Source organism: Thermobispora bispora DSM 43833 (assembly GCF_000092645.1).
In the GTDB taxonomy this organism is placed as follows: Bacteria; Actinomycetota; Actinomycetes; order Streptosporangiales; family Streptosporangiaceae; genus Thermobispora; species Thermobispora bispora.
The window spans coordinates 1,222,901-1,238,454 of record NC_014165.1 but is presented as its reverse complement, the minus strand read 5'-3'; the positions used below and the strand labels follow the sequence as shown (position 1 = coordinate 1,238,454).

Below are 15,554 nucleotides of genomic sequence, written 5' to 3'. Positions count from 1 at the left end.
TCTCATCCGCACTGGGCCCGGTTCCACTCGGCCTGGGCGTCGGTGAGCTTCTGGGCGAGCGTGTCGAGGAACTCCTTGGGCCGCATCTCGCCGAGCAGCACCTTCTGGAAGAGCGGCTCGGTCTCGGACTTGGTGATCGAGGAGAACTGCGGCAGGTGGTAGGGCGGCGAGACCACCACCGTGTTCGGGTCCTCGAGGGTCTCGACGGCCATCTTCAGGTGCGGGAGCTGCGACACCCACGGGTCGGCCTGGGCCTCGGTGTTCGCGGGGATCTGCCCGACCTGCTCGTTCCAGTAGCTGTTGGCCTCATGGGAGACGAGGAACTCGACGAACCTCCAGGCCGCCTCCTTGTGCTCGCTGTTCTTGAAGACCGCGAAGCCGTCGACGGGGTTGGCGACGATCGTGCGCCGCCCCGACGGGCCGACCGGGAGGGCGACCGCGCCGATCTTGTCGGCACCGTGGGCCTTCACGTGGTCGTTGTACGAGCCCAGGTTGTGGTGCATCATCGCGATCTTGCCGGTGCCGAACTGGGCGACCATCTTGGCGAAGTCGTTGGTGACGTCGGCGGCCGGGGTGTTCTTCTTGTAGATCGCCGCCATCTTGGTGAGGAACTCGACGTTGTCCGGGTGGTTGACCGTGCTCTTGCCCGAGGCGTCGAAGAACTCGGTCACGCCCGAGTAGGCGTACATCTCGGCGAGGATCTGGAAGATCGATCCGGCGCCGCCGCGGATGGTGTAGCCGTACTCGTCGGGGGCCTTGGTCAGCCGGTCGGCCGCGGCGAAGAACTCGTCCCAGGTCTTCGGCGGCTCGGGAAGCCGGTCCTTGAGGTACCAGATCACGTCCAGGTTGGAGGTGTTCGGGACCAGGTAGAGCTTCCCGTCCGGGGAGGCCTTGCGCGCGGCCTCGAGCATGGCGGGGGCGAGCTTGCCGTTCACCGAGCTCTTGGCGAGCCAGTCCTCGGCCGGCTCGAGGGCCTGCTGGCCGACGAGGTTGGCGAGGTAGGAGGTGGTGACGCCGCCGACGTCCGGGGTGTCCCCGCCGGCGACCGCGGTGTCGTACTTCTGCTGGACCGAGGAGATGGGGATGCCGACGTACTCGACGCGGATGTCCGGGTTGGCCTGCTCGAAGCGCTTGATCAGCTCCTTGTAGATCGGGGTCCGGACGCCCCCGTTGTTGTCCCAGAAGGTGATCGTCACCTTGCCCGATTCGCTGGGGCCGGTGGAGCCGCACGCGGCGACGATCACGGCGAGGAGGGCGCAGGCCGCCGCGCGCAGGAGGCGGCGCCCCACGGCGGTGCTCTGAGTGGATCTCATCTGGTTCCTCCAGGGGGAGTCATCCCTTGACCGCACCGGCGCTGATCCCGCGCACGAGATAGCGCTGGATCACGGCGAACACCAGGACCACGGGGAGCGCGGCGACGACGCCCCCGGCCGCGAGCGCTCCGAAGTCGGCGCTGTACTCCCCGATCGTGTAGCTCAGCCCGACCGGGATGGTGAACCCGTCCTCCCGGCTCATGAACATGAGCGCGAACAGGAAGTTGTTCCAGGTGTGGATGAAGGCGAACGACCCGACCGCGATCAGTCCCGGGCGGAGCTGGGGCAGGACCACGGCGAAGAAGGCCCGCAGGCGGGTGCAGCCGTCCACCATCGCGGCCTCCTCCACCGTGTACGGCACCGCGGTGATGAAGCCGCTCATCAGGATGATCGACAGCGGCAGGTTGAACACCGTGTCCGCGATGATGAGGCTCCACAGGTTGTTGATCAGGCCGAGCCCTTTGAAGATCGAGAAGAGCGGGATGAGCAGCATCGCGCCGGGGATGAACTGGCTGCAGAGCAGGACGATCATGAAGAGCGTCCGCCCGCGGAACCGGTACCGGGCCAGCGCGTAGCCGCCCATCAGGGCGAGCACGGTGGTGGCGAGCAGCGACCACACGCCGACGATCACGCTGTTCTTGAAGAACACCGCGTAGCCGATGTCGTTCCAGACGGTCTCGAAGTTCTCGAACGTGATCGGCCACGGCACGAGCGAGGTCGACCCGGAGGGCCGCAGCGCGAAGCAGATCATCCAGTAGAACGGGACCAGGGTGAAGGCGAGGTAGAGGGCGAGCGGCAGGTAGAGCCGCAGCGCCCGGCCGGGGTCCCGCATGGCCCGGCGCCGTGCCCGCGAGGTCGCCGCCCGCGCGGCCTGCGGCGGGCGGGTCATCACGTCGGCGCTCACGCCCGGGGTCACCGCTCACCTCCGAACCTGGTGACCCTCAGGTAGAGGATCGAGAAGAAGAGCAGGATCGCGAAGCCGGCCATGGTGAGCGCGGAGCCGTACCCGAAGTCCTTGGCGTCGATGGCGCGCTGCGCCACGTAGAGCGGGAGCGTTGTGGTGAGGTGCGCGGGCCCGCCGCCGGTGAGCGTGTAGAGCAGGTCGACGTTGTTGAACTCCCAGACGGAGCGCAGGAGCGTGGCGAGCACGATCGCGTCCTTCAGGTGGGGCAGCGTGATGTGGATGAAGCGGCGGATGCGCCCGGCCCCGTCCACCGAGGCCGCCTCGTAGAGCTCGCCGGGGATGCCCTGGAGGCCGGCGAGGAGCAGGATCGCGAAGAACGGCACGCCCCGCCACAGCTCGGCCAGGACGACGGCGGGGAAGACCGCGTCGGGATCGCCGAGCGGGGCGGCCTCGGGGTGGCCGAGGAAGCGCAGCACCCCGGTGCCGGGCGTGTAGAGCAGGATCCAGATTCCCGTGGTGAGCACGCCGGAGACGGCCCACGGGGAGAAGACGAGCGCCCGGGCGAGCCCTCGTCCGATGAAGGTCTCGTTGACGATGAGCGCGAGCGCGAGCCCGAGGACGAACTGCAGGCCCACCTCGGTGACCACCCACTTCGCCGTGAAGACGAGGCTCTGCCAGAAGAGCTCGTCCTCGAAGAGCATCCGGCGGAAGTTCTCCAGCCCGGCGAACCCGTCCGCCCACGGCCGGATCAGGTTGCGGTGCTGGAGGCTGTAGTACGCCACGCTGGCGATGGGGTAGGCGAGGAAGGCCGCGATCAGCGCGACCGTCGGGGAGATCAGCAGGTAGGGCACCGCCCTGCGGCGCAACGCCACCACCGGCGCACCTCCCGGGAATCACACTTCTGAATGGCGTTCACAAACGTGGACGGATCAACGGTGCTCGGCCACCCCAAAAGTTGTCAAGGCCCAATTCCGGAAGCGATCGGACATTCGCGTGGGTCTTGACCGCCGCGCGCTCACGCCGTACGGTCCGGTTACGTTTCACGGACATGAACGTGATTCATGGATGTGGCCCCCGGGTGTGGTGTGCCCGCGCCACACCACACCCGGGCCGGGCCGCCCACCCCCCGATCCCGACGCGGTCCCGCGCCGGGGACCGCGGGAAGGAGGCATGATGCGTGCACGAGCCGTCCTCCTGCCGGCCGCCATCGCGGTCACCGTGGCGGCCATGAGCGCGCCGGCCGCCCAGGCCGCCGATGAGCACGACCCGCTCCGGCCGGGCAGCAAGGCCTGGCGGCTCGGCCACGAGACCCTGCCCCCGAACGACGGCTGGGCCTCGGCGAACGGCGGCACGACCGGTGGATCCGGCGCGCCCCGGGAGAACATCCACGTGGTCACGGACCGGGACGGGCTCGCCGCCGCCCTCGCCGCGCCCGGGCCGCGGATCATCTACGTCAAGGGCGTGATCGACACCGGCAAGACCTGCGCGGACTACGTCCGGAACGGGTACTCCCTCGAGGCCTACCTCGCCGCCTACGACCCGGAGGTCTGGGGGCGGGACCGGGAACCGTCCGGGCCGCTCGAGGAGGCGCGGGCCGCCTCCGCGGCCGCGCAGGCCGCGGACATCGTGCTGCGGGTGCCCTCGGACACCACGATCGTCGGCCTGCCCGGCGCGGTGATCCGGCACCTCAACCTGCGCGTGGACCAGGCGCGCAACGTGATCATCCGGAACATCCGGTTCGAGGACGCCGCGGACTGCTTCCCCCAGTGGGACCCGACCGACGGCCCGGAGGGCAACTGGAACTCGGCCTACGACAGCATCTCGGTGACCCGGTCCACCAACGTGTGGATCGACCACAACACGTTCACCGACGGCGACAACCCCGACTCGGCCCAGCCGCACTACTTCGGCCGGCCGTACCAGGTGCACGACGGCCAGCTCGACATCACCAACGGGTCGGACCTCGTGACGGTGTCATGGAACGTCTTCGCCGACCATGACAAGACCATGCTGATCGGCTCGACCGACAACCCCGCGAACGACGCCGGCAAGCTCAACGTGACCGTGCACCACAACCGGTTCACGAACACGCTCCAGCGGCTGCCGCGCGTCCGCTTCGGCAAGGTCCACGTCTACAACAACTCCTACGAGATCCCCGACCCGGGCACGTTCGTCTACGCGCTCGGCGTGGGCGTCCAGTCGCAGATCTACGCCGAGCGGAACCACTTCCACCTGGGCAAGGGCGTGAACCCGGCCACGCTGCTCCACGACTGGGGTGGGACCGCGCTCACCGCCCGGGAGAACGTGGCGCGCATCGACGGCAGGCTCCAGCCGATCGACCTGATCGGCGTCTACAACGCGGCGAACGACCCCGACCTCGGCACCGACGCCGGCTGGACGCCGACCCGGTACACCAAGATCGACCCGGCGCCGTCCGTCGCCGCGAAGGTCGCCGCCCACGCGGGCGCCGGCCGCCTGCTCTGACGGCGCCCATCGGACGCCCGCGTCACAGGCCCTCTCCCCCACGGCCCCTTTCCGCGCCCGTCCGGCCCCGCCGGGCGGGCGCCCGCGCGCCGGGCGGCCCGCGCCGGCCCCGTGACGGCCCCGCGGCGGCCTCACGGCGGCCCCGTGACGGCCGGGCCCGCCCGGCGGCGGGCCCGGCGCCGGTCACGGGCGCACCAGCCGCCCGTTCACCCGCTGCGGGACACCGAGGGGGTTGCCGTCCCGTACCTCGGGCGGCAGCAGCTCGGCCGGCCAGTCCTGGTAGGCCACCGGCACCAGCCAGCGCTTGATCGACGCGGCGCCGACCGAGGTGTGCGCGGCCGAGGTCGTGGCCGGCCACGGCCCGCCGTGGTGCATGGCCCAGCAGACCGCGACGCCGGTCGGCCAGCCGTTCCAGATCAGGCGGCCGGCGAGCCGCTCGAGCACGGGCACGAGCCCGCCCGCCTCGCCGGGGCTCGCCGCGTGCACGGTGGCGGTGAGCGACCCGGGCAGCCGGCGCAGCACGGCGGGCAGCTCGGCCGGGTCACCGTACCGGACCACGATCGAGGCGGGCCCGAAGCACTCCTCCGCCAGCGCGGGCAGCCCGGCGGCGAAGGCGTCCAGGTCGGTGACGAAAACCTGCGGGGCGACCGCGTCCGGCGCGCTCCCGGCCCGCCCTCGGGCGAGCACGGCGAGGCCGGCGCCGGCGATCCGGTCCACGCCGCGCAGGTAGCCGTCGCGGATCTTCGCGGTGAGCATCCGCCCGCCCGTGGTCTTGGCGACCGCGTCCGCGATCGCCCGCTCGAACTCGGGCCGGTCCGCCGGGACGAACACCAGGCCGGGGTTGGTGCAGAACTGGCCCACGCCCAGGGTGAGCGAGGCGGCGAACCCCTCGGCGACCGCGGCGGGGTCGGCGGACGGCAGCACGATCACCGGGTTGACGCTGCCCAGCTCGCCGTAGAACGGGATCGGGTCCGGCCGCCGGCGGATCAGCGCCTGGATCGCCTTGCCGCCGGCGAGCGAGCCGGTGAACCCGACGGCCGCCACGCGCGGGTGGGTGACCAGCGGCTCCCCCGCTTCGAAGCCGTGCACCAGGCCGAGCAGGGCGGGGTCGGGCAGGGCCTGCCGTACCACGGACGCGGTGAGCTCGGAGGTCTTGGGGTGCCCCTCGTGGGCCTTGACCACCACGGGGCAGCCGGCCGCGAGCGCCGACGCGGTGTCCCCGCCGGCGACGGAGAAGGCGAACGGGAAGTTGCTCGCCGCGAACACCGCCACCACCCCGATGGGGTGGTTCATCCGCCGCACGTCGGGGCGGGGCGGGGTCGCCTCCGGGTCCGGGTGGTCGATGGTGGCCTCCAGGTAGCCGCCGTCGCGCAGCACGCCGGCGAAGAGCCGCAGCTGCGCCGCGGTGCGGGCGATCTCCCCGCGCAGCCGGGTCTCGCCGAGGTGGGTCTCGGCGTCGGCGACCGGCCAGAGCTCCTCGGTGTGGTCGAGCAGCGCCTCGGCGGCGGCCTCGAGCGCCCGGGCCCGCCCGGCCGGGCCGGCCGCGCGCCAGGCCTCCCAGGCCGCGGCCGCCCGCTCGACCGCCTCGCGCACCGCCTCCGCGGCGGTCGCGGCCCCGCCGGCCGGGGTCACCGTTCCCGCGTCCCCGGCGCCCATCTCACCGTCCCCCCGTCAGGTTGTCGGCGTGGTACCGGGGGCCGCAGAACGCGCCGCCCAGGTAGCGGTGGGCGATGTCCTCCGGGTCCGGCTCGCCGTGCTCGGCGATGAGCTCGGCGGCGAAGACCTCGGCGTCGTCCTGCGGCTCGTAGCCGATGGCGCGGCCCTCCTCGAGCGACCACCAGCGCCGGGTGTTGGCCGAGATGCCCCAGACGACGTGGAACCCCTCGGCGGTGAGCGCCGCCTCGACGAGGCGGGCGCAGTCGTCCGGGGAGAGCCAGGTGGAGAGCATGCGGGTGTCCTTGGGCCGCTCGAAGCACGAGCCGATCCGCAGGCAGGTGACGTGCATGCCGTACCGGTCGTGGTAAAGCGAGCCGAGCGCCTCGACCGCGACCTTGCTCACGCCGTAGTAGGTGTCCGGGCGGGGGAAGAGGTAGTCAGGGGCCTCCCCGGCCGACCGGGGGTGGAAGCCGGCCGCGTGGTTGCTGCTCGCCAGCACCGCGTGCCGTACCCCGGCCCTCCGCGCCGCCTCGAGCACCACATAGGTGCCGTGGATGTTGACGTGGAGGATCTCCTCCCACGCCCGTTCCAGGCTGTGCCCGCCCAGGTGGAGCACCGCGTCGACGCCGTCCATCGCCTCGGCCATGGCCTTGGGGTCGGTGATGTCGGCGGTCACCGCCTCCTCGCCCGGTCCGGCCTCGATCGGGGCGATGTCGAGCAGGCGCAGAACCCGCCCTTGCCGGGCCAGGCGGGGGCGCAGCAGCGTGCCGACGCCGCCCGCAGCACCGGTGATGAGAATCCGCATGAGCCTCCTCGTTTCGGCGGGTGGTCCGTTCACTGTCCGCTGGAGTCGCCAGTCTGGCAGGATTCGGTTCTGTTCACAAGAGTGAATCTCATTCAGATATGCGACTCAGCTCCCTTGACGGCGCCTCTTCCCGATTCCTACCGTCGTGATGTACATAAGGAGGGACGAGGTTCTGCTATGTGAACAGGGGCGCTCTGGCGATCCCGCCTGCTCGCCGCACCCGCGCTCCCTGCCGTCGAGCACCGCGTTCCTGGCCTTCCGGCGCCCGCGGGCGCCGAACGGGCGGCAGGCACATGCCGCCCGGACACCGATGATCAACGGAAAGCGAAGGATGTGGAATGCACCTCGAGGGGGTTCTCTTCTTCCCGGTCACGCCGTTCGGCGGCGACGGGAGGCTCGCTGAGGAGATGCTCGCCCGGCACGTGGACCAGGGAGTGACCAAGGGGGCCGGTGGGGTCTTCGCCGCCTGCGGCACCGGCGAGTTCCACGCGCTCGACGCGGACGAGTACGAGCGCGTGGTGCGGGTCGCCGTCGAGACCACCGCGGGCCGGGTCCCGGTCCTCTCCGGGGCCGGCGGCTCCCTGCCGTACGCCCGCGAGTGCGCCAGGCGGGCGGCCGCGGCCGGCGCCGACGGGCTGCTCGTCATGCCGCCCTACCTGGTGAGCGCCCCGCCCGAGGGCGTGGCCCGCTACGTGCGCGAGCTCGCCGCCGCCACCGACCTGCCGCTCATCGTCTACCTGCGCGGCAACGCCCGGCTCACCCCCGACGCGGCCGCCGGCCTCGCCGGGCTTCCCAACGTGGTCGGGTTCAAGGACGGGATCGGCGACATCGACCTGTTCCAGCGGATCCTCCTCGCGGTACGGCGGGCCACCGACCGGGAGCTCCTCTTCATCAACGGGCTCCCCACGGCCGAGATGACCGCGCACGCCTACCGCGGGCTCGGCGTGCCCCTCTACTCCTCCGCCGTGTACGGCTTCCTCCCCGAGGTGGCGCTCGCCTTCTACCGCGCGCTCACCGGCGGCGACGACAAGCTCGCCCAGCGTCTCCTCACCGAGTTCTACCGCCCCCTCGTCGAGCTGCGCGACCAGGTGCCCGGGTACGCGGTGGCGCTGATCAAGGCGGGCGTCACCCTCCGCGGCATCGACGCCGGCTCCGTCCGGCCACCGCTCGTCGACCCCACGCCGGAGCACATCGCCCGGCTGGAACGTCTCATCGCCAAGGGACTGGAGATCGCCGGATGCTGATCCGGGAGGTCCGCGTCACCCCGGTGGCGTTCCGCGACCCGCCGCTGCTCAACGCCGCCGGCGTGCACCAGCCATGGGCGCTGCGCACCATCGTCGAGGTGGTCACCGACGAGGGCATCACCGGCCTGGGCGAGACCTACGGCGACCTCGCCCACCTCGAGCAGGTCCGCGCCGCCGCCGCGCGGCTCCCCGGGCTCGACGTCTACGCGCTGCACCGCATCTACCGGCGGGTGGCCGACGTGGTCGGCGCGAACATCGTCACCGACATGCACGGGCTCACCGGCTCCTCCAGCCGGGTGAAGACCGTCGACCGGGTCTTCGCCGCGTTCGAGGTCGCCTGCCTCGACATCCAGGGCAAGGCGGCCGGGCGGCCCGTGGCCGACCTGCTCGGCGGCAAGGTCAGGGACGCGGTGCCGTACAGCGCCTACCTCTTCTACAAGTGGGCCGGCCACCCCGGGAAGCCCGAGGACCGCTTCGGCCCCGCGCTCGACCCCGACGGGATCGTCGCCCAGGCCCGCCTGCTCATCGGCGAGTACGGCTTCCGCTCCATCAAGCTCAAGGGCGGGGTGTTCCCGCCCGAGCAGGAGGCCGAGGCGATCCAGGCCCTCCGGGACGCGTTCCCCGGCCTCCCCCTGCGGCTGGACCCGAACGCCGCCTGGACGGTGGAGACCTCGATCCGGGTGGGCCGCGCGCTCGACGGCGTGCTCGAGTACCTGGAGGACCCCACCCCGGGGATCGACGGCATGGCCCGGGTCGCGGCCGAGGTGCCCATGCCGCTCGCCACGAACATGTGCGTGGTCACCCCCGAGCACCTGCCCGCGGCCGTGGAGCGGAGGCCGATCGGGGTGCTGCTCATCGACCACCACTACTGGGGCGGGCTGGTGCGCTCCGCGCACATCGCCACGCTGTGCGCCACGTTCGGCATCGAGCTGTCGATGCACTCGAACTCGCACCTGGGGATCAGCCTCGCCGCCATGACCCACCTCGCCGCCGCCACCCCGGCGATCACCCACGCCTGCGACACGCACACCCCGTGGCAGGACGGGCAGGACGTGGTCGCGCCGGGCGCGCTGCGGTTCGTCGACGGCGCCGTCCCCGTGCCGGACGGGCCCGGGCTGGGCGTGGAGCTCGACCGCGACGCGCTCGCCGTCATGCACGAGCAGTACGAGCGCTGTGGCATCCGCACCCGGGACGACGAAGGATACATGCGGAGCTTCGATCCGAGCTTTTCCACCCGGAGAGGATTCTGGTGAACGTCGTCTACGCCTACCCCTGGGACATCGTCGGCGACCCCGCGGCCCCCGGCCGCCTGAAGGCGCTCGGCGCCGACGCGGTCGCGCTCGCCGCCGCCTACCACACCACGCGGGCGGCGACCCCGCACCACCCCGAGCACCGGCTGGTCGACGTGCACGCCGCGTGCTACGTCCCCGTCCGGGAGGAGGCCTGGCGCGGGCACCGGCTCGTCCCGCCCCGGCCGGCCTGGATGTCCTCGGCCGACCCGTTCGGCGAGGCCCGCGACGCCCTGCGCGCCGAGGGCCTGCCCGTGCACGCCTGGACCGTGCTCACCCACAACTCGGTGCTCGGCTCGTCCGCGCCCGACCTGGTGGTCACCAACGCCTTCGGCGAGCCGTACCCGTACGCGCTCTGCCCGGCAGCGGCCGACGTGCGGGAGTACTGCCGCACCCTGGTCCACGAGGTGGTCGAGCTCGGCGCCCCCGACGCGCTGATCCTGGAGGCGTGCGGGGCGCTCGGGTTCAAGCACGGCGGCCACCACGAGAAGACCGACGGCGCGGACTGGTCGCCCGTGCAGACGGCGCTGCTGTCGCTCTGCTTCTGCGCGGCCTGCCGCGCCCGGTACGAGTCGGCCGGGCTCGACGTCCCGGAGCTGCGCTCCCGGGTGCGGGCCGGGGTCGACGGGGCGCCCGTGTCGGTGGAGGACGCCCTCGGCGACATGGCGGAGACCGTGCGCGACCTGCGGACCGGGCTCGCCGGGGAGCTGCGCGACCTGCTGATCGCCGAGGCGAGGTCGGTCCGGCCCGGGATCCCGATCACCCTCCACGCCAGCGCCGACCCGTGGGCGACCGGCCCGTTCGCCACCGTGCCCGAGGGGGTGGACGTGGACCTGCTCGTGGGGAGCTGCTGGGGGGCGCCGGAGACCGACACCGAAGGGCTGCGCGCGCTCGGCCGGCTCGGCCCGCGCGTGGGCGCCTACCTGCTCGCCCTGCCCCCGCGGCCCGCGGACGGCGCCGCCCTCGCCCGGCTGGCCGAGACGTACCGCGCGGCCGGGGCCGCCGAGATCCACTGGTACCACGCCGGGCTCGCCTCGGCCGCCCGGCTGAAGGCCATCGCCGAGGCGATCGCGGCGACCGGGCACGGCCCGGGCGCGGGATCGGACCGGGGCTGACCTTCCCCTCGGGTGCGCCGCGCCGCAGCGTGACCGGTGGTGCGCGGCTCACCACCGGTGCGGCGGGGTGCCGGGGCGGCCGGTGCGCTCGCCGGGCGCCCCCGCCCCGCCGGCGCCCGGCGCACCGCCGCTCGCGGATCGCGGCCCTGGCCGTGGCCGTCCGCGCCGGCCTCGGTGCGCGGCGCCGGTGCGGCGTGCCGAGCTCAGACCTCGATGACCACCGGGATGATCATCGGCCGGCGCCGGTAGGTCTCGTGCACCCAGCGCCCCACGGTCCGGCGGACGGTACGGCGGAGCTGCGTGGGGTCGGTGACACCCGACGCGGCGGCCTCGTGGAGCGCCTGCTCGATCTGCGGGATCACCGCGTCGAACGCCTCCGGCTCGATGCCCGACCCCCGAGCGGTGATCTCCGGGCCGCCGGCGAGCTTGCCGGTGGTCGAGTCGACGACCACCACGATCGAGATGAACCCCTCGTCCCCCAGGATGCGCCGGTCCTTCAGCGCCACGTCGGTGATGTCGCCGACCGAGGTGCCGTCCACGAACACGTAACCGCACGGCACGGCGCCGACGATCCGCGCCCTGCCGTCCACCAGGTCGACCACCACGCCGTCCTCGGCGATCACGATGTTCTCTTCCGGGACCCCGGTCAGGCTCGCCAGCTTGGCGTGCGCCCGCAGGTGCCGCCACTCCCCGTGGATCGGCATGAAGTTGGACGGCTTGGTGAGGTTGAGCACGTAGAGCAGCTCACCGGACGCGGCGTGGCCGGAGACGTGCACCCGGGCGTTGCCCCGGTGCACCACCCGGGCCCCCCACCGGCTCAGCCCGTTGATGACCTTGTTGACGGCCGACTCGTTCCCCGGGACCAGGGACGAGGCGAGCAGGACGGTGTCCCCGGCCGCGATGCGGATGGGGTGGTCCCGGTTGGCCATGCGGGAGAGCGCCGCCATCGGCTCCCCCTGCGATCCGGTGCAGATGAGGACCACGGACTCCGGCGGCAGCTCCTCGACCTCCCGGGAGTCCACGAGCAGCCCCGGGGGCACCTTCAGGTAGCCGAGGTCCCGGGCGACGCCCATGTTGCGCACCATCGACCGGCCGATCAGCGCCACCTTGCGGCCGTGCCGCTGCGCCGCGTCCATGATCTGCTGGACCCGGTGGACGTGCGAGGCGAAGCACGCCACGATGATCCGCTTCTCGGCGGTGCGGAAGATCTCGTCGATGACCGGGGCGATCTCCCGCTCGCTGGTGACGAACCCCGGAACCTCGGCGTTGGTGGAGTCCGACATCAGCAGGTCGACGCCCTCGGCGCCCAGCCGGGCGAAGGCGCCGAGGTCGGTGAGGCGCCCGTCGAGCGGGAGCTGGTCCATCTTGAAGTCGCCGGTGTGGAGCACGAGCCCGGCGGGCGTCCGGATCGCCACGGCGAGGGCGTCCGGGATCGAGTGGTTCACCGCGATGAACTCGCAGTCGAACGGCCCGAACCTCCGCCGCTCGTTCTCGGCGACCTCCACCTTGACCGCCTGGAGGCGGTGCTCGCTGAGCTTGACGTCGACCAGCCCCAGCGTGAGCCGCGACCCGACGATCGGGATGTCCCGGCGCTCCCGGAGCAGGTACGGCACCGCCCCGATGTGGTCCTCGTGCGCGTGGGTGAGCACGAGCGCCTCGATGTCGTCGAGGCGCCCCCGGATGTAGTCGAAGTCCGGCAGGATGAGATCGACGCCGGGCTGGTCGGGTTCAGGGAAGAGCACCCCGCAGTCGATCACCAGCAGGCGCCCGCCGAACTCGAAGACCGCCATGTTGCGGCCGATCTCTCCCAGGCCGCCCAGCGGCACGATGCGCAGGCCATCGGCTGGCAGTGGCGGGGGCGGCCCGAGCTCGGGATGCGGGTGGCTCATACGCGTCCCTCCCCCGCCTCGTGCCGGTCAGATCTGTCCTTCCATGTATTCCGCTCGCTCATTCGTCTCCATCGGAATCAGCCATCGGCCAGCTTGACGCCGGCCGCGCACAGGTCCGCGCGGAGCAGGGAGATCTGCTCCTCGGTCGCGTCCACGAGCGGCAGCCGGACATGGCCGGCGTCCTGGCCGACCAGCTTCAGGGCCGCCTTGGCCATGATCGCCCCCTGGGTGCGCGTCATGATCCCCGCGGCCACCGGGAGCAGGCGGCGGTGGATCTCCAGGGCGCCGGCGACGTTCCCGGAACGGTGGTGCTGGATCATGGCGGCGAGATCGGCGCCGACCACGTGGCCGATCACGCTCACGAACCCCGCCGCGCCGACCGAGAGCCACGGCAGGTTGATGAGGTCGTCGCCCGAGTAGAACACGAGATCGGTGGCGGCCATCACCTGGGAGGCCGCGAACAGGTCGCCCTTGGCGTCCTTCACCGCGACGATCCGCGGGTGCTGGGCGAGCCGGAGCAGTGTCTCGGTGGCGATGGGCACCCCGGTCCGCCCGGGGATGTCGTAGAGCATCACCGGAAGGCCGGTGGCATCGGCGACGGCGGAGAAGTGCCGGTAGAGGCCCTCCTGCGGTGGCTTGTTGTAGTAGGGCGTCACCACGAGCAGGCCGTGCACGCCCGCCCGCTCGGCGGCCTTGGCCAGCTCGACGCTGTGCCGGGTGTCGTTGGTGCCGGCTCCGGCGACGACGAAGGCCCGGTCACCGACGGCCTCGACGACCGCCCGGAGGATGCGCTCCTTCTCCTCGTCCGTCGTGGTGGGGGACTCCCCGGTGGTGCCGTTGACGATCAGGCCGTCGTTGCGCTGCTCGTCGACCAGGTACTCCGCGAGGCACTGGACGGCCTCGTAATCGACCGCTCCGTCCGACGTGAACGGCGTCACCATCGCGGTCAGCATGCGGCCGAAGGGGGCGTCGGAAGTTCCAGTTGGCGATGCCATAGACCGAACGCTACCCGCAACCGCGCGGGTTGGTGGAGCCCGCCACCCGGTGATCGACGCCGTCACGACCGGATGAGAACCGGAAAGGCCGCTGATATGTGCTCGGGGGTACACATATCAGCGGCCTCCATTCCCCCAATCGTTCCAAAGGCCGCTCGCGTTACACCGGCCTCATTGCAAAGCGCCGGTCGCTTCCCGGTCGCGAAGAGGTTCGCTTCCCGGCCACGAAGACGCCGGCGTTCGGAACGGTCCCCGGCGGCAGTGGCCGGCCTGAGCGCTCGCGTTCCCGCGATCCGCCTGGAGCGGTCTCCCACCGGACGGGGACGGCCGTGCCGCGGCCGGAGCGCCTCGCTCGGGAGCGGCTCCGGTGTCACGTGCCCCCGGGGAGTGCCGCCGCACCGGATTGGCCGAGCAGCCCCCTCACCAGGCCCGGGTGAGAACCGCCTAACCGATCCCGGGCAAGAACCGCCTCATCGGGACCGGCCGGGGAGAGCCGCCTCACCGGGCTTGGCCGAGGAGGAGCCGCATCCAGAGCCGCTCCATCCGCGCGGTGATCAGGCGCTCGGTCTCGTGCACCCGCGCCCCTTTCGCGGTGCGGACGGTGCGCCGGATGAACATCAGCCCGCCGGAACGGCACAGCTCGTAGATCGTGGTCCGGCACTCGCAGGTGTGCTGGACCACCCGTACCCGGTCGCTGCGGTTGGTGGGGGTCAGCCACTCGATGGCCTCGTGGCCGGGCTGCACCGGGGCGACGTGCAGGCCGTGGTACTCCGGCGGAAGCGCGGCGTCACCGTCACGGGGCGTCGTGGTGCGGCCCATGCGCCGCCCTTCTCCGGGCAAAGGTGGAATCACAGACTGCGGCCGTCACGCTCTGTGGTAGGACGGATACGCAGAAGCCGCAGTCCACGTCAGCTCCAAGGAATGACGAATGGCGAATTCCGATCCGGTTTATCTGCGCGTGGTGGAAGATCTGCGCCGGCAGATCATCGACGGCACGCTTCCCCCGGGCGCGCCGATCCCGTCGCGCCACCAGATCACGCGGAAGTACAGCGTCGGCGAGACCGCGGCCCGGCACGCGCTCCGCGTGCTCGCCCAGGAAGGCCTGATCATCGGCCGGGTGAGCTCGGGGCACCGCGTGCGCGAGAAGCCGATCCTCTTCCCCCTCCACCGCGACCGTCACGCCGACCCCCAGGCGGCCTTCGTCGCGGACATGCAGGCCCTCGGCCTCAAGCCCACCTGGACCTGGCGGAGCGAGCTCGCCGATCCGCCACCGGAGGTCGCCAAGCGCCTCCGGCTCCCCGAACCGGTCCCGGTGATCAAGGTCAGCTTCGTGTTCCGCGGCGACGACCGCCCGATGCAGCTCCTCACCGTGTACGAGCCGACCGAGTTCGGGCAGAGCCAGGCTCCGGAAGAGGGGACGGCCGAGCGCGTCGGCGCCGCCGCCCGGCTGGCGGCCGCGGGCACGCCGGTCGACGAGATCAGCGAGAGCGTCTACATCCGGGTGCCCCAGCCGGGCGAGAGCGACCTGCTCCAGCTCCCCACCGGGGTCCAGGTCATGCAGGTGGAGCGCACCTACTGGGCCGGTGGGCGCCCGGTGGAGACCCACGACCTCGTGGTCCCCGGTGACCGGTTCCGCCTGGTCTACGGCATTCCGGCCCGCCCGTGACCGCGGCGGCCCGCCGGCGCACCGGCCCCGGACCGGCGATCCGGGGATTCCGCGGCGCTCCGCTGACCTCCCATCGGCCCACCGGAGCGGGCCGCGTCCGCGGGGCGACCCGCGCCTCACCGGGGAGATGCTCGTTCCCCCCGGCCTCCCAGGACGACGCGTACGCTGGACGTGCATCGTGGGACTCCAATCAC

13 protein-coding genes are annotated in these 15,554 nt (G+C 72.3%); 5 read left to right on the top strand and 8 right to left on the bottom strand.

The window, feature by feature from the left end:
- Positions 1 to 2 precede the first annotated feature (2 nt).
- Genes TBIS_RS05455 through TBIS_RS05445 form a run of 3 tightly spaced genes read right to left on the bottom strand, consistent with a single transcriptional unit; the run spans position 3 to position 3,092 of the window.
- Complete coding sequence (locus TBIS_RS05455; RefSeq protein WP_013131345.1) at positions 3 to 1,313, bottom strand: ABC transporter substrate-binding protein; 1,311 nt, start codon at positions 1,311 to 1,313, stop codon at positions 3 to 5.
- Positions 1,314 to 1,332: 19 nt separating this feature from the next.
- Positions 1,333 to 2,229: a carbohydrate ABC transporter permease gene (locus TBIS_RS05450; RefSeq protein ID WP_013131344.1), complete on the bottom strand. Its 897-nt coding sequence runs from the start codon at positions 2,227 to 2,229 to the stop codon at positions 1,333 to 1,335.
- Positions 2,226 to 3,092, bottom strand: coding sequence for a carbohydrate ABC transporter permease (locus tag TBIS_RS05445; protein ID WP_013131343.1), 867 nt, complete (start codon positions 3,090 to 3,092; stop codon positions 2,226 to 2,228). The genes TBIS_RS05450 and TBIS_RS05445 overlap by 4 nt, the downstream gene beginning before the upstream one ends.
- A gap of 298 nt (positions 3,093 to 3,390) precedes the next feature.
- Here TBIS_RS05445 and TBIS_RS05440 point away from each other — a divergent pair, with 298 nt between their 5' ends.
- The gene (locus TBIS_RS05440) at positions 3,391 to 4,701 is read left to right on the top strand and encodes a pectate lyase family protein (protein WP_013131342.1); all 1,311 of its coding nucleotides are present in this window, start codon (positions 3,391 to 3,393) and stop codon (positions 4,699 to 4,701) included.
- A 183-nt stretch (positions 4,702 to 4,884) separates the two neighbouring features.
- Here the strand turns inward: TBIS_RS05440 and TBIS_RS05435 are convergent, their stop codons facing one another.
- Both TBIS_RS05435 and TBIS_RS05430 read right to left on the bottom strand, forming a co-directional pair.
- Entirely contained in the window at positions 4,885 to 6,357 is a 1,473-nt protein-coding gene (locus TBIS_RS05435) for an aldehyde dehydrogenase (NADP(+)) (protein ID WP_013131341.1), read from the bottom strand.
- Position 6,358: 1 nt separating this feature from the next.
- Positions 6,359 to 7,162: an NAD-dependent epimerase/dehydratase family protein gene (locus TBIS_RS05430; protein ID WP_013131340.1), complete on the bottom strand. Its 804-nt coding sequence runs from the start codon at positions 7,160 to 7,162 to the stop codon at positions 6,359 to 6,361.
- Positions 7,163 to 7,500: 338 nt separating this feature from the next.
- Here TBIS_RS05430 and TBIS_RS05425 point away from each other — a divergent pair, with 338 nt between their 5' ends.
- Genes TBIS_RS05425 through TBIS_RS05415 form a run of 3 tightly spaced genes read left to right on the top strand, consistent with a single transcriptional unit; the run spans position 7,501 to position 10,810 of the window.
- On the top strand, positions 7,501 to 8,406 hold the full coding sequence (locus TBIS_RS05425) for a 5-dehydro-4-deoxyglucarate dehydratase (protein WP_013131339.1): 906 nt from the start codon (positions 7,501 to 7,503) through the stop codon (positions 8,404 to 8,406).
- Positions 8,400 to 9,659 (top strand): glucarate dehydratase family protein, encoded by a 1,260-nt coding sequence (locus TBIS_RS05420; protein WP_013131338.1) that lies wholly within the window; start codon positions 8,400 to 8,402, stop codon positions 9,657 to 9,659. The genes TBIS_RS05425 and TBIS_RS05420 overlap by 7 nt, the downstream gene beginning before the upstream one ends.
- Positions 9,656 to 10,810 carry a hypothetical protein gene (locus TBIS_RS05415; protein ID WP_013131337.1) on the top strand — a complete coding sequence of 385 codons (1,155 nt, stop codon included), beginning with the start codon at positions 9,656 to 9,658 and terminating at the stop codon, positions 10,808 to 10,810. The genes TBIS_RS05420 and TBIS_RS05415 overlap by 4 nt, the downstream gene beginning before the upstream one ends.
- Before the next feature lie 203 nt (positions 10,811 to 11,013).
- Here the strand turns inward: TBIS_RS05415 and TBIS_RS05410 are convergent, their stop codons facing one another.
- The 3 genes from TBIS_RS05410 to TBIS_RS05400 all read right to left on the bottom strand — a co-directional run bounded on the left by TBIS_RS05410 (position 11,014) and on the right by TBIS_RS05400 (position 14,513).
- On the bottom strand, positions 11,014 to 12,699 hold the full coding sequence (locus tag TBIS_RS05410) for a ribonuclease J (protein ID WP_013131336.1): 1,686 nt from the start codon (positions 12,697 to 12,699) through the stop codon (positions 11,014 to 11,016).
- 77 nt (positions 12,700 to 12,776) lie between these two features.
- Complete coding sequence (gene dapA / locus TBIS_RS05405) at positions 12,777 to 13,694, bottom strand: 4-hydroxy-tetrahydrodipicolinate synthase (protein ID WP_013131335.1); 918 nt, start codon at positions 13,692 to 13,694, stop codon at positions 12,777 to 12,779.
- Positions 13,695 to 14,192: 498 nt separating this feature from the next.
- Positions 14,193 to 14,513: a hypothetical protein gene (locus TBIS_RS05400; RefSeq protein ID WP_013131334.1), complete on the bottom strand. Its 321-nt coding sequence runs from the start codon at positions 14,511 to 14,513 to the stop codon at positions 14,193 to 14,195.
- Positions 14,514 to 14,622: 109 nt separating this feature from the next.
- Between TBIS_RS05400 and TBIS_RS05395 the strand changes: the two genes are divergently transcribed.
- Positions 14,623 to 15,360, top strand: coding sequence for a GntR family transcriptional regulator (locus TBIS_RS05395; protein ID WP_013131333.1), 738 nt, complete (start codon positions 14,623 to 14,625; stop codon positions 15,358 to 15,360).
- Positions 15,361 to 15,554: the final 194 nt, after the last annotated feature.